This is a genomic window from Chlamydia pecorum E58 (assembly GCF_000204135.1).
Classification (GTDB): domain Bacteria; phylum Chlamydiota; class Chlamydiia; order Chlamydiales; family Chlamydiaceae; genus Chlamydia; species Chlamydia pecorum.
This window is the reverse complement of sequence record NC_015408.1, coordinates 860,951-881,885: the sequence shown is the minus strand read 5'-3', so window position 1 is coordinate 881,885 and position 20,935 is coordinate 860,951. Positions and strand designations below refer to the sequence as shown.

Genomic DNA, 20,935 nt, shown 5'->3' with positions numbered 1-20,935 from the left:
TTCTATTTTTGTTATTTTCCTCTTGGTTTGGTAAGGCAAAAATTAGGAGAGTGTCATGAGAGAACAGAATGATAGCTTAGATGAAGCAAAGGCTTCTCCTTGCTGTCCTCCTTGTGTTATGATTATTTTTGGAGCCACAGGAGACCTTACCGCAAGGAAATTGTTACCAGCACTGTATCATTTAACTAAAGAAGGACGTCTGTCTAAAAAGTTTGTATGTGTAGGATTTGCCCGCAGAGAACAGTCTCATGAACAATTTCGAGATGCAATGAAACATGCGATTACCATGTTTTCCTCTTCATCAGAAATAGACATTAAAGTTTGGGAAGATTTCCAAAGTCGTATTTTTTATCATCGTTCAGCATTTGATGATCCTTCTGGTTATTCATCTTTAAGAGAGTTTTTAAAAAAGATAGATGAGCTTTATGGAACAGAAGGAAATCGTGTTTTTTATCTTTCAACTCCCCCACAATATTTCCCCACAATTATCAAAAATTTAAATACTCATCGGTTGTTTTACCATGATCAGGATAAAAGTTCGCCATGGTCTCGAGTCATTATAGAAAAACCCTTTGGAAGAGATTTAGAAAGTGCTGAAGAACTTCAAAAATGCATAGAGGAAAATTTAGAAGAGAATTCCGTATATCGGATAGATCATTATTTAGGGAAAGAGACAGTTCAAAACATATTAACCATACGTTTTGCTAACATGCTATTTGAGTCATGCTGGAATGCTCAGTACATAGATCATGTCCAAATTAGCTTGGGAGAGGCTATTGGGATTGGAACCAGAGGGAACTTATTTGAACAGTCCGGAATGCTTCGAGATATGGTACAAAACCATATGATGCAGCTTTTATGCTTACTGACTATGGAGCCTCCCGCAATCTTTAATTCTGAAGAAATAAAAAAGGAAAAAATAAAAATTTTAGAGAAGATACTTCCTTTTTCTCAAGATCTTATAGTGCGAGGACAGTATGGTCAGGGAACAGTCCAAGGAGTTTCTGTATTAGGATATCGAGAGGAAGAGAATGTCTCTCCTGATTCTTTAGTAGAAACTTACGTGGCTTTAAAAGTTTTTATTAATAATCCTCGTTGGCTAGGTGTTCCATTTTATTTAAGAGCTGGCAAGCGTTTAGAAAAAAGATCTACGGATATCTCTATAATTTTTAAAAAACCCCCCTATACTTTATTTTCTTCTGAGGCATGTCGGCAATGTCCTTTAGAAAATGACTTATTGATTATTCGGATTCAACCTGATGAAGGTGTTGCTCTACAATTCAATTGTAAAGTTCCAGGAACAAATAACACTGTACGTCCTGTAAAAATGGACTTCCGTTACGATAGTTATTTCCATGCGACCACAGCAGAAGCTTATGAACGCCTGCTATGTGACTGCATCTTGGGAGAACGAACTTTATTTACAAGTTGGGATGAAGTCCGTGCTTCTTGGAAACTTTTCACTCCTGTGTTGAAAGCTTGGGAAGAAAATACGGATATATCTTTCCCAAATTATCCAGCGGGTTCTTCTGGCCCCAAAGAAGCCGATCAATTACTTTTAAAAGATGGGCGATATTGGAGGCCCTTATAAAGGATTTCGAGAATCTATGGCGACACTTGTAAACTTTAATAATCATCATAAGATCTTGCTTACAAAAAAAGAGGATCTTTTTCTAGAGCTTGCTTGTAAGGATTGGATAGCCTCCGCAAACAAGGCTATAAAGTCACAAGGTGCTTTCTATGTCGCTCTTTCTGGAGGAAAAACTCCCCTAACTATTTATAAAGAAATTGTTAAGAATAAAGAAGATCTTCTAGATCCCAACAAGATTTTTTTATTTTGGGGAGATGAAAGGGATGTGCCTGTAACGTCATCGGAAAGTAATTATGGCCAAGCTATGAGTGTTTTACAGGATTTACGTATTCCAGAAGAGCATATTTTTCGTATGGAAGTGGAAAATCCCGAGGGAGCAAAAATTTATCAGAGTTCTATAGAATCTATCGTTCCAGAGTGCAGTTTTGATATGGTCATGCTTGGAGTAGGACAAGACGGTCATACTCTTTCTCTATTTCCTAATACTGAAGCTTTAAAGGAGCAGGAGCGTTTTGTTGTATTCAATTATATCCCTCAATTGGACTCTAAAAGAATAACACTAACTTTCCCTTGTGTCAGAAAAAGTAAACACTCCGTAGTTTATGTTTCTGGAGAAAATAAAAAAGAAATTATAAGAAGAATCTTGTTCCCCGAAAATAGAACAGAGCTTTTCCCTATAGAATCTATAGGAACAGAAAAAGCACCTTTATTTTGGATTCTCTCCCCAGATGCATTTGATATGCGTGACTTTGAGTCTATTCCTTCAATGCATAAACTAGATATTTTGTAGAAAAAACTTTTTTACGGTGCGATTACTACTATTCATAAGGTGGGGGTGGCGCTGAAGGTGTAACATGATGATCGGGGTTGTATGGTGGTGGGACGTAATTCGTCGATCCTACAGCCTCTTCATAAGATGGTGGAGAGCTTTGCACTCCCGCCCACAGGTTATCACCACTTTCTGAGCCTTGAAGCCCTAAAGCCATTAGATCTTCAGAAGAAAAAAGGTAGCGATGGTTATTTAGGCAACGGTCAAGAACAGCTTTGGAAATTGAGCAATTACGGAACCTCTCGGGATGTTGTAAGAGACGTTCGCTCATAGCTGTGTGTAGAAGTGCTTTTTGTAGAATATAGGATGTTTTTGCTTGTTTTCGACAATTATCAAGAGTTGCCAAGATAAAACCAACAATAGCTAAGCTAAAAGCTATAGCTCCAGAAGCACAGCATCCAATCACAGCTGCTGAAATAATTGTTGCAGCTCCCGGCCCTGTAAAGAAAGCAGCTAAAACAATGCCAGCGACTAAGGCTAAAAGAGCTAGTGTAGCAATAATGCCCACTACAAGGAGATATATAGAAGAGGCTTTAAAGACTTTATAGGCATTAATTGTATACTGCGATCCTTGAAGAGCTGTTAATGCAGCAGCACGAGATAATGCAGAAGATTCTGAAGAAGAACCTAACTTTTGTTGTAACTTGATTACAGAGGCTTTTTGTCGCAGTATGTACCGAGATGCCTTGTGAATTTTCATAGAAGTTATAACAACAATCCCTGCAGTTAAACCTAGGATTACTGTCAGTATCATTACTATAAATCCAAGTACAATCGCCGCAAGCGTTCCCTCCTCATGTTGCGACCTGCTTCCTCCTCTGAAGATATCCCTTAATATACTTATCCACCCCAGCATTTCTAAGAAATATGTTAAGGAGTCAACAAAAGAAAAGGCTGAAAGAAGTAATTCAGACTGCTGTGTCGGACCTTCCGATGGAGAAATTATATTATTTGCTTCTGCTAAAGCACGAAGAAGTCTTAGGTCAAAATCTCTTCTATTTTGAAGAAAACGAGTTAAACAACGAACAGATTGGTTGCCTGCTGTTGGAGAAGGTATAAGATTAGCATACTCTGGACTACAGAGTTTTTTTATGGAGGCAATCGTTAATTCATTAGCTTGGATGGATGCATTTATTAACATTACAAACGTTTTTTTGCACTTTTTTTGATTAAGAATTATAAGTTAAAAAGCATTTGTTATTCTATAGAATTATAAAATACTAATCAACGGGGTTTGTTGAAGTAAATATTGAATAGCTTTGAAAGAACTACAGAGATAAAAGGAGCGTTTGATTATAGGCCCTATACAGGAAGTTTCAACAAGGCTATGAATACAAGAATAGTACAAAAATTTAATACATTCTTTATAGAAGTTTTTTTTTAAGATTCTAAATTAAACCAGTTAAAAACCATCATAAAGCTTACTAGATATACAATTCTGTTCAAGATGGTATCTAGCACCTTTCTTATTTACCTCATAAGTAGAGGAATAAGCTATAAGCCCCTTTTAGTTAAAAAGGAGGCTTTCTTTTTATGCTAATTATCTACCATTTTTGAGCAAGAGTCTTAAGATGTTCCCAAGGACAGCCTAAAGCAGTTACAGTAACATCTAAACACGAGACTTCATATCCTTCGTTTTCTTTAAAGACTTTAGAAATCGCTGAGCAGTAAATTAACGTGCCTATTACAGGGATTAAAAGGAGCGGAACAAGATAAGAATTCATGTAAATACAGGAAGAAAACCAGTCAGCCGTTGTAGGGGGTGTCACACCATGAAACCTACTAGCAAGTTGAGAGATAGGAAAGGTTAGAAGCCGGAATATAAATTTAATTAGAAGAAGGACAGTTCCTACCACACCGACAATGATGGAGGTTATCGGTAAAAGAAGGGAGTCAATCGCTATACACGAAAGTTTAGTACATGTAGCTGGTTGTACAAGGTCGGATTCATAACTTTTGGCTAATAGATAACAAGACATATCGTTACTCCCTCAGGTTTTTTATAGCAAAAAAGCTCATAAAAACACTTGATTTACAATGACTTTAGGATAAAATTTCCAACTATTATAGCATAACTCCTTTTTAAAAGAAAAATTGTTGATATTTTTTCGGGTATTGTCGGGTATTGTTAGTTTTTTAACATTCCCCTGCTCTCAGAGCGAGGGAACATACTACTTAAGAGAGTTCAACAAATTGATAAGAAGCTCGTTTAAGAAATTTTCTTACTTTTGTCATGAGGAATAATAGGATTCAGAATAAGAGAATCGAGCATCAAGTAACAAGGAGAACAGGCAGATATGCATAGAGCTTCAGAGAATGACATCGAACCTTCTTGATGAGAAATCACTTTATTCAAAAGAAAAGTTACATACACAATATTCCCGAATACTGGAATGAGCAAAATTGGCGCTAAATATGCTAGGTTAGGAGAATGTGTTATGCATGAAAATCTCTGATATAGGGAGATAGGATTTGTTTTGCAAATAGCTCCTAAAGCATGGATAATAAGGAAATATACTGTTTTTACTATAAGAAGGATGGTTCCTACAACTCCAGCTATTATTGAAATGATCGGTATTGAAAGGGAACATAGAGTATAGCCAAGGACTTTTATTGCTGCATAAGACATCTTGTTACAAAGATTCGAATTCGAGCAGACAGAAATTGAATGACAAGCCACTGTTCCCCTCTTGGTTCTTTTTAGCTAGGTGATGAAAGACTACGTTGAATTTTAATCGTTTATTATTTAATAAAATATTTTTTTCTCTACTATTTTCATCTAGTCTCTTTTTTTAAAGATCTCTTTGCTGAATAAAATAAAGATTTTTCTGTTTTTTTATAGATAGGTTTGTGTGTTGAAACAAGAGATTATAGTAAGAATGTGTTGGTGATAATTTGTTTTAAATGCTGTTCTTAAGAGAGGTTCAGACATGCATAAAGGTTTTGTTTATATTATTATGGGGCTTCCTGGATCTGGAAAAGGAACGCAATCACAACATCTTTCTACAAAGCTAGGAATCCCCCACATTAGCTCTGGGGATTTATTGCGTTCAGCAATTAAGAAAAATTCTCCTCTAGGGATCGAGATTAAAAAAAATTTAGATCAGGGATTATTTGTCCCCGATGACTTGATTTGGAGTTTGGTTTCTCATCGATTAGAAGAACCTGATTGTTCTTGTGGAGCTATTGTTGATGGGTTTCCAAGAAATCTAGATCAGGCACATAAGTTAAATGATTTTTTAGAAACTCTAGGCTTTGATTATCGCGTGATTTTCTTAGAGGTTTCTAAAGAACAGATTATCCGCAGGATCAGTTCACGATATATCTGTCCTTCTTGTCATAGGGTTTATAAACAAAAAGAAGACATCTCGGCTTGCTCTGTATGTCATACGGCTTTGGTACAACGTTCTGATGATGATCCTAAAGTTGTGGAACAAAGGTTAGAAGTGTATCTTGAAAGTACAGTCCCTGTGATTGCTTATTATGAAAGTTTAGGGAAGGTCGCTAGAATTTCTGCTGAACATTCTGAAGAGGAAGTTTTCCAAAGTATCCTTCAATGTAGCGTAGTCTAGCCTGCTAAAACATTTTTATGCAATACTACCGCATTTTTTCCTCTATAGCTGATTTATATTCTCCTTGTGGGGGGCTAGAAACTCAGTTGCTTTTTGGAGAAAGTGTGTTGTCTGGAGGCTCAGGAAGGTTTTACGCCTATTCTCAGATAGTGCGAGATCAATATTTTTGGCGTCCCTATCCTGGGACCTTAGCTTTAGAGCAACTTGTTCCCTGTGTAGTTCATTCTGATTGCACTCCTAATGCTGCGGTGATTTCTTTTTCAGCACTTTTAGAGCCTTGGAAGCTTCCCCTTCCTTTCGGCACATTATTGTCCTTATCCCCAAATAATCAGCTTTCTTTACCTTCAGAGATGGTGAAATATTTATCTCAAACTTTCGGCCCAGGGATACCTACATGTAATCCTAGAGACATCCGCCATCTTAAAGAAAACATTTCTTCCTCTTGTTTATTAGAGGATGCCGAACGATGTTTAGATTTTCCCTATCTTTGGGGAGGGCGCAGTTTACATAAGGGTCTTCATAATTTTGGGATTGATTGCTCAGGGTTTGTAAATCTTTTATATCAGTCTCAAGGTTGGAATATCCCTAGAAATGCTAGAGATCAGTACCTAGATTGCATTTTTGTAGATAGCTTTGAAGAGCTCCCTATCGGAGGGCTGGTTTTTCTTCATGAAAAGGAAACATCAAAAATTTCTCATGTGATGTTAAAGAAAGATTCCCATGGTTTAATTCATGCCTCTGAGAGTATTGGCAAAGTGCACATCAGTATCTTAGGTAGAGATTGTGAGCTTTCTAAAGGAAACTTCTATACAGGAGTAAGCACAGAAGAAAAGAAAATCGCTTCTTTTGGAATCCCCAAAAAAAGAAAAGCCTTTCTTTAAAGAAAGGCTTTGCAAAACAATAGAACAAAAGAAAAATTTTAACGCTTTGAAAATTGGAAGCTTTTACGAGCCTTCTTATGTCCGTATTTTTTACGCTCTTTCTTCCTAGGATCCCGAGTAAGAAATCCTAAACTCTTTAACTCATGTTTAGATTCACTATTTTCTTTAAGCAACGCTCTAGCTAAGCCTAAACGAGTTGCAATGACTTGTCCTTGGATTCCTCCGCCACTAACTCGAATAATAAGATCATATTGATTTATATCCCCAATAGTTTTCAAAGGCGATAGGATTGTGGACCTTTGAATTTCCAAAGGAAAATAGACATTAAAATCTTTCCCATTCACATCTATTTTCCCACTTCCAGGACGGAGGCGTACACTAGATACAGCTTGTTTTCTTCTTCCTGTAGCTACAGACTCTTGTAACGTATTTTTTGCCACGAATTACCCTATTTTAAAAATTTAGTGCGATTGGCTTTTGAGATTGGTATTCCTCATAAGACTCGCCTTTGACGATCCTTAAGGATTTCAATAACTTCTTACCTAAACGATTTTTAGGCATCATACCTTTAACTGCGTTCTCAATAATATATGCAGGTTTCCTTGCGAGCATGTTTTCGAAAGGTATTTCTCTTAGTCCAGAAATATATCCCGTGTAATAGCGATAAACCTTCTGTGCCCTTTTAGCTCCTGTTAAACGTACCTTCTCAGCATTGATTACAATAACTCCATCTCCCATAGCAATGTGTGGAGTAAATGTTACTTTATGCTTTCCACGTAAAATCTTTGCAACTTCAGATGATAATCTTCCTAAAGTTTTACCTGCGGCATCAACTACATACCAAGATTTTTTGACTTCAGAGGCTTTAGCAAGGGTTGTCTTCGTATCTTTTCTTTTTTCCATAAACAATTTAACCGCTCTATCAGAAAGAAGGGATTATAATTTTGTGCAAAATTTTTTCCAAATAAAAAGAGAGTCTGGTAGCTTGATCTATTTATTTAAGATTCAAGTTATTAATTGAAGAAAACTCTCTTAAAAAAGAAGGCGTCCTCTAATAATACTCCCCTCTCTGTTGCATTGAGAAGCGAGTTTTTTATTGTGTGTAACAATAAGAAGTCCACGGTGTGGATTTACTTGAGAAAGAAGAAGTTCATGAATGTGTTGGGACGTATGCTCATCTAAATTTCCTGAGGGTTCATCAGCCAGAATAATCGACGGCTCATTAATTAAAGCTCTCGCTATAGCGACGCGTTGTTTTTCTCCTCCTGAAAGCTTAGAGCATGAACTATGCAGCTTATGAGAAAGCTTGACCTTTTCAATTAGCTCTAAGGCTCTTTCATACATATAAGACTTTTTAGAAGTCTTTTCTCTACGAATGTTTGCTGGCATCAAAACATTGTTTAATACAGAATCATCTTCTAGCAAATAAAAATTTTGGAAAACAAAACCAATATGTTGGTTCCGAAACTTGCAAAGGTCTGAGTTTTGCAAACTCTTTCCAAAAAATTTTATTTCTCCCGAAGAGGGAGCATCTAAAGTTCCTAGAAGATGCAGTAGGGTGGTTTTCCCATTTCCTGAAGGCCCTGTAATAGCTACGGCTTCCCCTGCATTTAAGGTAAGGTTAACATCATTGAGTATAGAAATTTTTTGATCTTGTTGTGATACACTTTTAGAAAGATGTTTTGCCTCTATAAGAACAGTCATTTTTAATCAGCTTTTAAGATTTCTGAAACTTGCATTTTTGCGACTTTTCTTGCAGGGAATACTCCAGAAATTGCTGCAAGGATTAAGGTCCCTAAACCTAACCAAAGGATTGCTTGTGGATGGATGGCATTTGGGAGATGGTTCCCAAAAAATACGGGATTAAAGGCGTTTCTCCCTTGTAAGTAGCTCAGAAACTTTACAATTTCCTGTAGATTATTGAGAGTAATTATTGCCAATGCTGTTCCTAAAATGACTCCAATACTTCCAGAAATAGCTCCACAAAGAGCAAAGATTTTTTTGAGGCTTTTTGAAGAGATTCCCATAGCTTTTAAAGCCCCAATTTCTTTTTTCTTATTGTTTACTAGGAGGATAGACATAGTTACGATATTTGAACACGCAACAATAAGAATAATCATGGTAACAAAGAGAAAAAGAATTTGATCACTTTGTAGCTGGTCCAAAATGGGCTTAAAGTACTCATAGTCATAAATAGAAGAAATTTCCCAATAATCTTCTACTTCCAAGTTTTTTAAAATTTTTTGTATTTGTGTTTTAATGAGTTGAATATTTTTCGTATTTTTGAAAAATATTCTAAATCCGTTGTTTATACCAGCTCCTTCAGTTCTTGTTCTAATAAGCTCAGCAAGCTCTGGATCAATAAAGACAGTTTTTGCTCCCAAAGGAGATAGTCCTGGATTATAAAATCCGATAACATGGACTGTATAAGAAATCTCTTTTTGGGTTTCCAAATTGTAAATGTTTAAGTTCCCAACATCCCCTATTTTGTAACCCTGATCTTTATAGTTTTGAGGAAGAAGGATTGCAGATCCTTGATAGCGTTCTTGTAGTATCCTAAAGTCTTCTTCCCAACCTTGAGAACTACGATTAAGAGCATTGAGCATTGTAGAGCTGTAATCAGCTTCCTCATAAGGGAGAACCTTTTGTTTGTAAAAGCTCTTAGAAGAGTAGGAAATAAAATGAGAGAGCGTTTGTGCTAAAGGTCTATGCATTTCTGTATTGAGATAAAGGTTCCCCATTCCCTCTTCAAATTCTAAAATTTCTGCGTGCTGATGTGTTAAATATGGTGTAATCGCTTGTATGGTGAGAGAAACAGGATCTTTTAATTCTCCTGTGGAGTTAAGATCTGGCTTAGGAAAATGCTGAGGAAGACGATAATCTATTTCTGGATCGTAAGGATCTGAGGGATAGGAAAAAAGCTTTTCCCCCAGAGTCTTGGTAGTATAGTTTGAAAGATTCGCATGTTTATCAATCTGATAAAAATAAGAATCATAATAAGTTTCAGAAGGAAGTAAAGTAATTGGCGAGTGAAGTTGAGAAAGATCATTAAGCCACCTTTGCTCAAGTCCATAAATCACAGAAATGAAAACAATAGATAACCAGATAACAAGAGAAATGATCCCCATGGAGAATAGGGATACAATTGCTGAAGAAATTCTTCCTCGCCTAGGGATTAAATACTTTAAAGCTATGCAGAATTCTAATTTCATATTTCAGCTCACCAACCTTACGTAAGAGGTTTATAGAGCTGATGCAAAAACCTTTTACTTAGCTTCTTTAAAAATTACATGTTTACGCAGCTTTCTATCATATTTTTTAAGTTCTAGTCGACCTGTTGTTTTCTTTTTATTTTTTACGGTCCAATACATATCAGAACTTTCGGAACTTTTTAGTTTAATGATTTCTCGATTCTTGCTTGCCATAAAAGAGCCCTTTCCAGTGATGGTAAATCACTTATTATGCTATATTTTTTCAAAAAGAATCAAGATTTCCTCTTAAAATTAACCTTTTAGAATGCTCATGACTACTCAAAATCTTTTTTCACAAAAAATAGTTCATACTAGAAATAAAATTCATTTTATTAGCCTGGGGTGTTCTCGTAATCTTGTAGATAGCGAGGTAATGTTAGGGATCTTATTAAAAGCAGGATATGAGGCTACGGATCAATTGGCAAATGCAGATTATTTAATTTTGAATACCTGTGCCTTTCTTAAAGCAGCAAGAGATGAAGGTAAAGCGTACTTGCAACGCTTGATTCAAGAGAAAAAGAAGGGTGCGAAGATTATCCTTACAGGATGTATGGTTTCAAAGCATAAAAGTGAGCTTGAACCTTGGCTTCCTTATATTCATTACCTTCTAGGCTCTGGTGATGTTGAACATATTTTAGAAGCTATAGAATCTAAAGAAAAAGGCGAGAGCATTTCAGCAAAAAGTTATCTTGAAATTGGAGAAGTTCCTAGGAAATTATCCACTCCTAAGCACTATGCATACCTAAAAGTTTCAGAAGGGTGCAAAAAGCAGTGCGCCTTTTGTATTATCCCCGCAATTAAAGGTAAGTTGCGCAGCAAGCCTGTAGAGCAAGTTCTTAAAGAAGTGCGCCTACTTTTATCTTCAGGAATAAAGGAGATTATTCTTATTGCACAAGACCTTGGAGACTATGGTAAGGACTTCTCTTCGGATCGTAGTTCTCAATTAGAATATTTATTAAAAGAAATTTTAAAAGAACCTGGAGATTATTGGCTGCGTCTTTTGTATCTTTATCCTGATGAGGTAAATGATGCGATAATAGATCTTATGGAGCATGACCCTCGTCTTCTTCCCTATGTGGATATCCCCTTACAACATATTAATGATCGCATTTTAAAGAGCATGCGTAGAACAACTTCTAAAGCGCAAATCTTGGCTCTTTTACAAAAGCTTAGAGAAAGAATTCCCCATGTGTATATCCGCTCTTCTGTTATTGTAGGTTTTCCTGGAGAAACACAAGAGGAGTTTCAAGAGCTTGCGGATTTCATCCAAGAAGGTTGGGTGGATAACTTGGGAATTTTCACATATTCTCAAGAGCCAGGAACTCCGGCAGCGGCACTTCCAAACCAAATTTCTGAAAAAATCAAATCTTCAAGGCTCAAAATATTATCTCAGATACAGAAAAGCAATGTAGAGCATCATAATCGCAATCTTCTAGGACAGAAGGTAGAGGTAATAGTTGATGGGTATCATCCTGAAAGCGATCTCTTGCTTACAGCGAGATTTTATGGACAATCTCCAGAAGTTGATCCTTGCGTGATTCTTAATGAAGCAAAAATGGTTACAGGTTTTGGGGAGCGCTACATTGTAGAGATTACAGGAGGTGCTGGATATGATCTCGTAGGACGCGTGATAAAAAAATCTCCCAGTTGATAGACCCTGGGAGACCGCAGTCAAAGGATGAAAGGCAAAACAGTTACGTTCCAGGAAAAGAATCGCACGCGAAACGTTCCATCCATATTTCTTAATGAAAAATATCCATTAGATGTAGCGTAGAATGTTGAGCAAAACCATGACATAGGGCGAGTTCTATAGTTGCTTTGTCCTGAACATGTGGATACGGCTAATGTTTTTTTGGTGCCATTTACAGTGACTTCTAGGGCAACCTCTCCTCCTGTTCCATTATCTAACCATCGCCCATCTTTTGTCATGAACACGCTAATTCTTAACAATTTAGGTTGTGTAGAGCTTGCTGTAAAGTTTAATTGCCCATTATTTGATGAAAAAGTAACAGCGCCCGTAGTGTTATAGCTTTGATTATCAAATTTCTCCCAAGGAAGGTTTTTACCTCCGCCAAAATCTCCACTTCCTACCCATCCACCTGATGTTGCAGAGCGTTCTGTATAGACAACTCTTGTATTTTTAAATTCTCCAAAAGGAACGTATTGTTGGTCTGCTCTGTCATTAATATTGGCATAATCTGTGCGTAGGGAACTTCCATTTTTGTAATATAGTGGTGTACTAGCAAGATTGACTCTTCCTTTGAACTGCATAGAAGAGGATGAAGTAGGATTAACATTGATATTCCCTATAACATCTAAATTGCGTCTACACTCAAGTCCTCCATTAGTTATACTCAGATTTCCTGATGCCTGTAGGTTTTCTGTAGTAATCCCTTGACCAACAGTAAGTGCCTTTGTTTTCTTTTCTTCTGTAAGGTTTGTAGATGTAATGTTGAGTCGAATGAAAGTTGGGAAACCGATAGTTGTTTTTGGTGCGGGATTAGACATTTTAATCTACCTCGGAAAAACTCATATTAAAAGGGAACCAAATCACATTGGTTGAAAAGTATTTAATTTTCATGTCAGCAGTCGATGTTGCTTGTATATAAAAATCTCCTTCCCTAGTAAGTTCTGGGACGGGGAAAATTGCATGTAAAACTTTTGTTGTTCTGTCAGTATTACTTAGTCCTCGAGTATCTGTACTAGACAGTAAGCTTTTATTTGTGGGGGACATCAAGTATAAAAAAAACGTGGCGTTATCATTTCCTGAGTGCTTTCCGCTAAAACGAGTACACTGTATGGTTATTTGATAAATCCCAGCTTTCCTAGGAGTGATTCTATCCTCACTAATAGTGAAATAGTCTGAGTATCTGGGAGTAGAGTTCACTTCATTGTTTCCATTGCCCGCAAATAATTTTACAACCCCAGATAGAAAGTCATAGGTGTTCGTATATGAGACAGAAGAATGATATGCTTGAACGCTATTTCTTCTATAAAAAGCATAGGTTACGGCGTCTCTTGGAGATTGTGGATCACTAATATTGGCTAAAAATGGTGTTTTACTTTTTTCGCTAGCAGAAATGATATCCATTCCCCTAGATAGAGTAGTTGCATGAAAATCTGTGTTTTCTGTTAAGAGATCCCCCCCAATTTCAACATCACAAGTGGATGTTGTGGAATCTGTAACTGTAAGATTCCTTACTGATAAGGTATCATCAATACTAGAGCTACCTGTTATGGAGAGAGTGGCACCATCCATGAAAAGGTTTTGATCCTTTACTCCTGATGCTACTGCTGTAGTATCCATGCGAAAATTTGTAGAGTTTGTCATGTTGTATTTAGGTTGATTTTTCATATGAGATATTCATCCATCGGGTAAAAGAGAATGCTGAAATAAAAAGCATTTAAAATAGAGTAATCATCATCTTGTGTAAGATAGAAAATATGTTTGGTATAATCATCCCCTAAAGGAGCAGCATTAGGATCTGGAGCCGGGTTAGTGACTTGAATTGTTGTCCCAAGAGTCGCTTGTTCAGCATATGCTCCTCCTCCTCTTAGAGTTGAGTTGGAATAAAAATTTGGAGGCCCTCCTGCACAATGTAAGTATACAGGAGATCCCCAGCCGTTATTCCATCCAGGACGTTTTGAGATTCCAAATGAAAGAGTATACGTTCCTTTAGCTGTCAGCTGGATATAGTACCTCCCTGGATAAGTAACTTTTTTCGTACTTTTGTCATAATCCACTATGCGACAGACTCTATTTGCATTTCTTGATTGGTAGATAATTGTTTGAGCTGAAACAAGTTCTAAAGGACTGCTATTTCTATTGAATGTTGTTCGTGCATCTTCTGGAATCGTTGTATAATAGAATTCAGGAGAGCGAACATAAAAGGCTGGCACTGGCTCACAATCATTTTGAGGAAGAGCAGCATTGCTTAGGCGGTTCCCATTAAGATTCACTTGTACACGAGTTGACGCTCCTGTGGCATCTAGAGAATATTTGGAGCAATAAGTTTGCCCTGAAACTCTTGTGCCGGATTTTACGGTTGCATTTCCATTAACAGAAAACGTTGCAGAAGAACTGATCGACTTTGCTTGGGTATCAAATGTTGTTATATTCGCTGCTGATAAGTTTCCATCAATAATAGAATCAACTTTGAAATAACATTCATTACTATTAGGTGTTGTCATTTTTATTTTTTATTTCATTTTTTTCTTCAAAAAAACAAAAACAACTTTTTCAGTCAAAATTAAAAATAAATAATTTCTATTTCGTTTTTAAATTAATTTAAGAATGAAAGGCAAAAGAATAAAAAGAGAAAATGATAGAACCCTGGGGGTGGCTGGATTTGAACCAACGTATCCGTAAGGAGTCGGATTTACAGTCCGATGCAATTGACCGCTATGCGACACCCCCAGAAAAAAGAATGCTGGAGAAAGGAATTGAACCCTCAACCGTTCGATTACAAATCGAATGCTCTGCCAATTGAGCTACTCCAGCAAAGGAAAGTTATTATCACAAAAAGAAAACTTTATTCTCAATAAGAAAGTATATTTTTACATGCTAATCAGAATCTTTGGGAAGAGAGTTCGGCGTTTTTGATACGCGATAATCTTCTTGTGTTGGGATGAAGACCTCGGAAGAAAATTCAGGCTTTTGCTGCTTTGTTTTTAAAGCTTGTTGAATTTCCTGATGTTCTTCTTTAGATAACATTTGGAAGTCATATTGCTTGAGTTTTTCCGAAATAATGCGCTCTTCTTTTGCTTTTGCTTTATTTAAAGACTTTTTACTTGGGGGGACTTTACTTTTTGTTATCGAACGATACTGATTAATTTGTTCTTTTTGCTCTTCTGTGAGTTGCGATGACGCTTTTTGAAATAATTGAGTGAAGTTTTCTTTTATCTTATCCGAATCCGCAGAGGAAAGCACCGAAGCTGAAAATTTAAACTTTCCCTCTGGGGTATGTCTGGCTATGATTTCCTCTTTTTTTAGACAACACTGTTTGTACTTTTTATTAGATCCACAGGGACAAGGATCGTTTCTATTGATCTTTTTAGCCACAAACTTCTCTTGGTTAAATTTCTAAAAATTTTAATAAAGACAAACATAAAAACCAATAAGTTTACTAGCTTTTAAAATAAGCTTACCTAAAAATATCTTTCTTAAAAAAAAGTTATTTCTTGTTTATGACAGTATTATTACACCCTCCTTGGGTAAAGACTGGGAAGCGGATAGAGAGTTTAATACGCAAGGCTTTATATACATATTCTATGTTGGAAAATCATCGAAAAATTATTGTGGCGCTAAGTGGAGGGAAAGATAGTCTTTCTTTGCTGCTTATGCTTAAAGCAATTTCTGGAAGAGGATTTCCCGAGTTAGATCTTCATGCTGTGAATATCTCAGGGAAGTATTCTTGTGGCGCCGAAGTCAATACACATTATTTAATAAAAATATGTGATCGATTACAAATTCCCTTTACCTCCTTGGTCTCCCCTTACGCTCCTGAAACACCAGAATGCTATTCTTGTTCTCAAGCAAGAAGACGACTATTATTTCAAGCAGCTAAAGAAATCGGAGCAACAGCCATAGCATTCGGCCATCATAGAGATGATCTTGTACAAACCACTTTAATGAATCTTTTACATAAAGCTGAATTTTCTGGGATGCTGCCTGTTTTGGATATGGTGCATTTTGGCATAACAATTTTACGTCCTTTAATTTTCACTCCAGAATCTTTGATCAAAAAATTTGCAAAAGAACATGGATTTGCAAGAGTGACTTGTCGATGTCCCGTAGTTTCTCTAAGATCTAAGGCAGAACAAAGTTTAAAAATGTTGGAGGATTTTTTTCCTTTAGCTAGACATAATATAGCTTTAGCCGTTTGTGAAAACGGTTCGTCTAAATCGCAAAAAGAAAAAATAGAGACATAAGTTTTTCTATTTAACCTTATATAACACAAATATTAATGGTTTACTGTGTCTAAAAGATTAAAAATTGTGTTAACAAATGATGACGGAATAGAAGCTAAAGGAATGAGCTACTTAGTTTCTGCCCTATTATCAGCTGATATTGCGGATCTTTATATTGTTGCTCCACATACAGAGCAGTCAGGGAAAAGCATGGCTTTTTCTTTTAGCTCTGTGCTTTGTGTGTCTCCGCATGCATATTCTCAAGAAGTTCGAGAGGCTTGGGCTGTAAAAGGGACCCCCGTAGATTGCGTAAAGATTGCTCTTAGGACAATGTTTCAAGACTCCCCCCCAGATCTTTTGATTTCAGGAATTAATAGCGGAAATAATTATGGGAAAAATGCTTGGCTTTCAGGAACCATAGGAGCAGCTAAGCAAGCCTTGTTAGATAATATTCCAGCTCTAGCATTATCACAAGACCATCATATTTCCTGTTTTCAAAAGGAAAAGGCTCCGGAAATTTTAAAGATGATCATAGAATATCTTTTGTCCCATCCCTTTCCTTGTTTGACGGGATTGAATGTAAACTTTCCTGCTAGTCCTGAATCTTCATCTTGGAAAGGCGTTCGTCTTGTTCCTCCGGGAGAAGAAATCATTTATGAAGAACCTCACTTTTTAGGAACAGTAAATAAGAATCAATATTATATTGGGAAAATTATCGGGCCACAGACAGAAGGAGACCCCTCTTCTGAATATACTGCACTATCAGAAAACTATATTAGCATGAGTCCCCTGTTTAGACAAAACTCCCCTTTTGGAGTCATCAGTGAACAAGAATTTCAGCAAACTCAAAAAAAATTTGAAGCTTTCTTAGAAAGTATAGATATCAGTCAAATCTTTTAGCCGTATGCAAGAGTTTGTAGATCTTATGTTTAATTATCATAAAATGATTGTGGTTAAACTAATTTTTCTGGTAACCTAACCTTCCTACCTTATTTGGATGCGTAGCTCAGCGGTTAGAGCACCTGTCTTACACACAGGGGGTCATAGGTTCAAATCCTGTCGTGTCCAAGTTGCGGGAGTAGTTCAATTGGTTAGAGCACCGCCCTGTCAAGGCGGAAGTTGCGGGTTCAAGCCCCGTCTCTCGCGAAACACTCACTAGGGTTCTAAAAATGCCTCACGGTCCACGTCCTGAAAAATTTAGCTTTCCTTTGTATTTCTCTAAAACCCTAAGCTGGTTTTTTTTAGGAGGGGGACTTGCTGCTGTTGGCATTCAAATGATTTTAGTTCCCAATGACCTTATTGATGGAGGAATCGTTGGGTTATCTCTTATAGCCTCGCATTTTATTGGGCATAAGTACCTCCCTTTTTGCTTGGCTATTTTCAATCTTCCTTTTGTTATTCTTGCTTTTCGTCAAATTGGCAAGTATTTCGTTATCCAAATGTTGACTGCAGTGATCGTTTTTTCCTGCGCTTTGTGGCTAATAGATATTCTTCCGCTTTGGTTAGGGATTAGCCCTGTCGTATTTAAAGGCTCTGAAATGGAAACTGTAGTTCTTGGTGGAGTAGTCATTGGGGTTGGCTGTGGTTTAATTATCCGGCATGGAGGCTCTACAGATGGAACAGAGATCCTAGGGATTATTGTGAACAAGAAAAAGGGGTTCACAGTAGGTCAAGTGATCTTATTTGTGAACTTCTTTATCTTTGCTCTGGCCGGGTTTGTTTATAAAAATTGGCACACAGCTTTTATTTCTTTCCTTACCTATGGTGTAGCAACAAAAGTTATGGACACAGTGATTCTTGGATTTGAGGATACAAAGTCCGTAACAATTATTACATCTTCTCCACGAAAGTTAGGACATATTCTTATGGAGACGTTAGGTGTTGGTTTAACCTATATTCATGCAGAGGGAGGTTATTCCGGGGAGCCTAGAAACCTACTTTATATTGTTGTTGAGCGTTTACAGCTTTCCCAACTTAAGGAAATTGTCCACAGAGAAGACCCCTCTGCTTTCATTGCTATTGAAAACCTCCATGAAGTGATCAATGGAAGGCGTACAAGCTAATATCTAAAGTTTAGCCCCCCATTCTTTTGTTAAAGAATTAGGAATACCTAAAAGAGCAAGAAGTTTCCCTACAATTGCGTTCTCCAAATCCTCTATAGTTTGAGGTAAAAAGTACCACATAGGCATAGGAGGGAAAATCGTTGCTCCACTCTGGCTAAGTTTTGCTAAATTTTCTAAATGAATCGTATGAAGAGGAGCCTCTCTCGGGACAAGGACTAAAGTTCTTTTCTCCTTAAGAGCAACATCTGCAGCTCTTCGTAATAAATTATCTCCTAGTCCAATAGAAATCGCAGCAACTGTTGCCATGCTACAAGGAATAATAATCATAGCATCTACAGAATAGGATCCAGAAGCTAAAGGGCTATCTATTGCTGTAATTTTATGTATAGAGATGTTTTGAAGTTCTTTCTTAGAAAAGAGATTTGTAAATGAGGAGGTCTTGAGCTCATAATAAAGTGTTTTTCTCCCTGATGGGGAAATGATTACATCAATGTGATGCTTCATTGCTGCGAGTTGTTGGATAAGCTTAATAGCAAGGATTGCCCCTGAAGCTCCAGAAATTCCAACTACGAAATGTTTCATAAGTTAACACATATTGATCAAAAACAATAGAAACATACTCATAAGAAAAGATAATGCAATATAAATATTCGCGAGAAAGAAGCAGCGCTCCTCTCCTGTTTGTATTTTTCCTATTTTTTGATAGCTTCTAAAAACATAAAATATTGTTCCTAAAGGAAAGATCGCCAAAAGATAAAATATGTAATTTAAGGCCCCTATCCATCCTAAAGAAAGGTACAGACTGCTGCTTAGCATTAAACATACAGAGGCAATAAGAATACTTTTTTCTTTCCCAAAGCGTGCTGGAACACTATACAATCCTTCCGAGCGATCAAAGGAAATATCTTGGATAGCATAGATAATATCATTAGCTGTAATGATAAGTCCTATACTTATTCCCCAAACAATAATTAGGAGATTTATATATCCTGGAAGGTTCCCCTGAGCTAAGACGAAGAAATTCATAAGAATCGCGGTAGTATAAATCCCTCCTAAAATCCAATGGCACAACAAAGAAAAGCGCTTCATATAAGAATAAAGGACAAAAAGTGTTATAGATAAGAGTGCCCAATAAAGAACTCCTAAAATCGCACAAAGAACAACAAAGCAAACAAAACAAGTGCCAAGAATAATATAAACAGAAAGACTGGAAGTTAAGTTACTCGGCAGTACCCTAGATTTCGTACGAGGATTTTTAGCATCTATACATTTATCAATGTACTGGTTCAGTACTATCCCTAGAGTTCTTGCAAATGCTAATGCAATTCCTCCGAAAGAAATTTTCCATAAGGCTTTCTGAAACGTAATCGTTTCTATAACTTCAGGAATAGACAAAACAAAAAATGTAGAAGCCAATAAGAACAATAAAGAAAATACAGATGTATTTATATTAATTAGTTTTTGAAAAACGCTTAATTTCACTATTGACCAAACGTTTGTAATATTGTAATAATTTTTTTATTAGCTTTATTGCTTTACCCCTTTCATTTCAGGGGATATCTTCTGTGGTCTTTTTAGTCCCTTAAAGTGGGGGCTTCTTTTTTACTCATAAAAAAAGAAATCAAATTGCGTCTCTAAAGATCGTGTGCCTTTATCCTTAAAATAAGCACCTTTATAGACGACTCTCTCACTATTTTCTATTCTATAAACATGTTAAAAATTTTTTATAAATAAAAGGGATAATAAAAAGTATAGATTGTTGTTTTTCTATATAGAAAAACAAGTTTGCATTATCATGTTTTATTTTATTAATATTAACTTTTATCATGGCAGTAAACTTTACTAGTTCCCTTTTGCCTCAAGAGCAGGCTCCTCAAGTTTTAGCTTGGAACAACCATTATATAAATAATGACAGGCAAACATTTTTAGCTATTGTTAGTGCAGTTTTTGTTGCGACAGCTCTTATCCTCACAGGAACTTTTTTAATTTGTGCAAATTCTATCGTTGGTTTTAGTTTTGTTTCAGCTATAATTTTAGGAACGCTAACTATAGTCATTGGTAGTAGTGTTCTTCTGTATGTTTTAATTGTAACTCTAAAAAAAACTCGGGCATGGACCAAAAATTTTCTTAGTATTAAAAGATATATTCAACCAATTTTATCTAAACCAATCTCCCATCAAAAACGATCGGCACATATTTCATCATTTTTTTGTAGCTCTCCTTTAGATATAGAGTCCTATGGAAGTCCTTGTAACCACCCCCTTGCTAAGACCCACATAATTCTTTCTGCTGCTGGAGTTTTGTCTGGAGTTAGTTTATTAGTAAGTTCTGTTGCTTTGTTAGTATTGTGTTCATCGTTATGTTGGTTAGGATGGGGACTAGGGGTCATTGGCGCTACTGTTTTAACTGCTAGTTTATTTGGAATTCGCTCCCATAGTCTTATTGCACAGGGCGCCTCTTATATTTACATTAATCATTATCAAAAGCACTTAAGAGAGAAGTTAGAGAAACTCCTTATGAATAAAGAAAAACAACTCCTAGCTCTGGAAAACAGAGAAAGTGCCCAAAAAATTAAGATATCTGTTTTGCAAGAGCAAATTAAACAACTTACAAAACAAATCGAAGAGCAGCAAGAAAATAAAGTTATGGAAAAAAGCTCTTCTCCAAAACCTCCTAGTCCTTCTTCCAGTCTTCAGAGGCTCGGCTCTTTGGCTAGAGGAATTGTAAGTTATCCTTTTACAATAGCTGGCAATGCTCTTTCTTTATCCGCTTTAGAAAACGAAATTTTTGACATCTTCTAAAGCTTTTATATGCGAATTAAAAAAATTAAAATAAAAT

The 20,935-nt window shown here is 36.4% G+C and carries 23 protein-coding genes and 4 tRNA genes; 11 read left to right on the top strand and 16 right to left on the bottom strand.

All coding sequences use genetic code 11. The features are described 5' to 3' along the window. Positions 1–55: 55 nt before the first annotated feature. Positions 56–1,591: a glucose-6-phosphate dehydrogenase gene (zwf, locus tag G5S_RS03985; protein ID WP_013712917.1), complete on the top strand. Its 1,536-nt coding sequence runs from the start codon at positions 56–58 to the stop codon at positions 1,589–1,591. Positions 1,592–1,607: 16 nt separating this feature from the next. Beyond that, positions 1,608–2,381, top strand: coding sequence for a 6-phosphogluconolactonase (gene pgl / locus G5S_RS03980; RefSeq protein ID WP_013712916.1), 774 nt, complete (start codon positions 1,608–1,610; stop codon positions 2,379–2,381). Between the two features lie 28 nt (positions 2,382–2,409). Here the strand turns inward: pgl and garD are convergent, their stop codons facing one another. The 3 genes from garD to G5S_RS03965 form a co-directional block, all read right to left on the bottom strand. Then, entirely contained in the window at positions 2,410–3,561 is a 1,152-nt protein-coding gene (gene garD / locus G5S_RS03975) for an inclusion membrane protein GarD (RefSeq protein ID WP_013712915.1), read from the bottom strand. Between the two features lie 403 nt (positions 3,562–3,964). After that, complete coding sequence (locus G5S_RS03970) at positions 3,965–4,399, bottom strand: hypothetical protein (protein ID WP_024010911.1); 435 nt, start codon at positions 4,397–4,399, stop codon at positions 3,965–3,967. Between the two features lie 230 nt (positions 4,400–4,629). Beyond that, a complete protein-coding gene (locus G5S_RS03965; protein ID WP_013712914.1) occupies positions 4,630–5,100 on the bottom strand; it encodes a hypothetical protein in 471 nt (156 codons plus the stop codon). Between the two features lie 250 nt (positions 5,101–5,350). On the opposite strand from G5S_RS03965, the gene G5S_RS03960 reads away from it, so the two are divergent. Both G5S_RS03960 and G5S_RS03955 read left to right on the top strand, forming a co-directional pair. Continuing rightward, a complete protein-coding gene (locus G5S_RS03960) occupies positions 5,351–5,992 on the top strand; it encodes a nucleoside monophosphate kinase (protein ID WP_013712913.1) in 642 nt (213 codons plus the stop codon). A 17-nt stretch (positions 5,993–6,009) separates the two neighbouring features. Then, positions 6,010–6,873 carry a C40 family peptidase gene (locus G5S_RS03955; protein WP_021757310.1) on the top strand — a complete coding sequence of 288 codons (864 nt, stop codon included), beginning with the start codon at positions 6,010–6,012 and terminating at the stop codon, positions 6,871–6,873. Between the two features lie 38 nt (positions 6,874–6,911). Here G5S_RS03955 and rpsI read toward each other — a convergent pair whose 3' ends face one another. The 5 genes from rpsI to rpmG all read right to left on the bottom strand — a co-directional run bounded on the left by rpsI (position 6,912) and on the right by rpmG (position 10,298). Beyond that, positions 6,912–7,313: a 30S ribosomal protein S9 gene (gene rpsI / locus G5S_RS03950; RefSeq protein WP_013712910.1), complete on the bottom strand. Its 402-nt coding sequence runs from the start codon at positions 7,311–7,313 to the stop codon at positions 6,912–6,914. Positions 7,314–7,326: 13 nt separating this feature from the next. Next, entirely contained in the window at positions 7,327–7,776 is a 450-nt protein-coding gene (rplM, locus tag G5S_RS03945; RefSeq protein ID WP_013712909.1) for a 50S ribosomal protein L13, read from the bottom strand. 129 nt (positions 7,777–7,905) lie between these two features. Then, positions 7,906–8,577 (bottom strand): ABC transporter ATP-binding protein, encoded by a 672-nt coding sequence (locus G5S_RS03940; protein ID WP_013712908.1) that lies wholly within the window; start codon positions 8,575–8,577, stop codon positions 7,906–7,908. 2 nt (positions 8,578–8,579) lie between these two features. Beyond that, positions 8,580–10,085 (bottom strand): ABC transporter permease, encoded by a 1,506-nt coding sequence (locus G5S_RS03935; protein WP_013712907.1) that lies wholly within the window; start codon positions 10,083–10,085, stop codon positions 8,580–8,582. A gap of 54 nt (positions 10,086–10,139) precedes the next feature. After that, on the bottom strand, positions 10,140–10,298 hold the full coding sequence (gene rpmG, locus G5S_RS03930) for a 50S ribosomal protein L33 (RefSeq protein ID WP_013712905.1): 159 nt from the start codon (positions 10,296–10,298) through the stop codon (positions 10,140–10,142). Between the two features lie 97 nt (positions 10,299–10,395). On the opposite strand from rpmG, the gene rimO reads away from it, so the two are divergent. Beyond that, the gene (rimO, locus tag G5S_RS03925; RefSeq protein ID WP_041467095.1) at positions 10,396–11,775 is read left to right on the top strand and encodes a 30S ribosomal protein S12 methylthiotransferase RimO; all 1,380 of its coding nucleotides are present in this window, start codon (positions 10,396–10,398) and stop codon (positions 11,773–11,775) included. A 20-nt stretch (positions 11,776–11,795) separates the two neighbouring features. Here rimO and G5S_RS03920 read toward each other — a convergent pair whose 3' ends face one another. The 6 genes from G5S_RS03920 to G5S_RS03895 all read right to left on the bottom strand — a co-directional run bounded on the left by G5S_RS03920 (position 11,796) and on the right by G5S_RS03895 (position 15,186). Continuing rightward, positions 11,796–12,632 carry a hypothetical protein gene (locus G5S_RS03920; RefSeq protein ID WP_013712903.1) on the bottom strand — a complete coding sequence of 279 codons (837 nt, stop codon included), beginning with the start codon at positions 12,630–12,632 and terminating at the stop codon, positions 11,796–11,798. Between the two features lies 1 nt (position 12,633). Beyond that, complete coding sequence (locus G5S_RS03915) at positions 12,634–13,479, bottom strand: hypothetical protein (protein ID WP_024010910.1); 846 nt, start codon at positions 13,477–13,479, stop codon at positions 12,634–12,636. Next, positions 13,476–14,315 carry a hypothetical protein gene (locus G5S_RS03910; RefSeq protein ID WP_013712901.1) on the bottom strand — a complete coding sequence of 280 codons (840 nt, stop codon included), beginning with the start codon at positions 14,313–14,315 and terminating at the stop codon, positions 13,476–13,478. Before G5S_RS03910 ends, G5S_RS03915 begins: the two co-directional genes overlap by 4 nt. A gap of 143 nt (positions 14,316–14,458) precedes the next feature. Then, a tRNA-Tyr gene (locus G5S_RS03905) sits at positions 14,459–14,541 on the bottom strand. A gap of 11 nt (positions 14,542–14,552) precedes the next feature. Next, positions 14,553–14,625: transfer RNA gene (locus G5S_RS03900), tRNA-Thr, on the bottom strand. Positions 14,626–14,688: 63 nt separating this feature from the next. Then, on the bottom strand, positions 14,689–15,186 hold the full coding sequence (locus G5S_RS03895; RefSeq protein ID WP_013712899.1) for an SEC-C metal-binding domain-containing protein: 498 nt from the start codon (positions 15,184–15,186) through the stop codon (positions 14,689–14,691). 125 nt (positions 15,187–15,311) lie between these two features. On the opposite strand from G5S_RS03895, the gene G5S_RS03890 reads away from it, so the two are divergent. The 5 genes from G5S_RS03890 to G5S_RS03870 all read left to right on the top strand — a co-directional run bounded on the left by G5S_RS03890 (position 15,312) and on the right by G5S_RS03870 (position 18,097). Further along, on the top strand, positions 15,312–16,055 hold the full coding sequence (locus G5S_RS03890) for a tRNA 2-thiocytidine biosynthesis TtcA family protein (protein WP_013712898.1): 744 nt from the start codon (positions 15,312–15,314) through the stop codon (positions 16,053–16,055). A 45-nt stretch (positions 16,056–16,100) separates the two neighbouring features. Further along, the gene (surE, locus tag G5S_RS03885; protein ID WP_013712897.1) at positions 16,101–16,934 is read left to right on the top strand and encodes a 5'/3'-nucleotidase SurE; all 834 of its coding nucleotides are present in this window, start codon (positions 16,101–16,103) and stop codon (positions 16,932–16,934) included. A 95-nt stretch (positions 16,935–17,029) separates the two neighbouring features. Beyond that, positions 17,030–17,102 (top strand) — tRNA-Val (locus G5S_RS03880). Between the two features lie 4 nt (positions 17,103–17,106). Further along, a tRNA-Asp gene (locus G5S_RS03875) sits at positions 17,107–17,180 on the top strand. A gap of 23 nt (positions 17,181–17,203) precedes the next feature. After that, entirely contained in the window at positions 17,204–18,097 is an 894-nt protein-coding gene (locus G5S_RS03870) for a YitT family protein (protein WP_021756648.1), read from the top strand. A gap of 3 nt (positions 18,098–18,100) precedes the next feature. On the opposite strand, the gene G5S_RS03865 is transcribed toward G5S_RS03870, so the two are convergent. Beyond that, a complete protein-coding gene (locus G5S_RS03865) occupies positions 18,101–18,679 on the bottom strand; it encodes a UbiX family flavin prenyltransferase (RefSeq protein WP_013712895.1) in 579 nt (192 codons plus the stop codon). Between the two features lie 3 nt (positions 18,680–18,682). Next, on the bottom strand, positions 18,683–19,579 hold the full coding sequence (locus G5S_RS03860) for a UbiA-like polyprenyltransferase (protein ID WP_013712894.1): 897 nt from the start codon (positions 19,577–19,579) through the stop codon (positions 18,683–18,685). A 344-nt stretch (positions 19,580–19,923) separates the two neighbouring features. Here G5S_RS03860 and G5S_RS03855 point away from each other — a divergent pair, with 344 nt between their 5' ends. Then, positions 19,924–20,898: a hypothetical protein gene (locus tag G5S_RS03855; RefSeq protein WP_013712893.1), complete on the top strand. Its 975-nt coding sequence runs from the start codon at positions 19,924–19,926 to the stop codon at positions 20,896–20,898. Positions 20,899–20,935 lie beyond the last annotated feature (37 nt).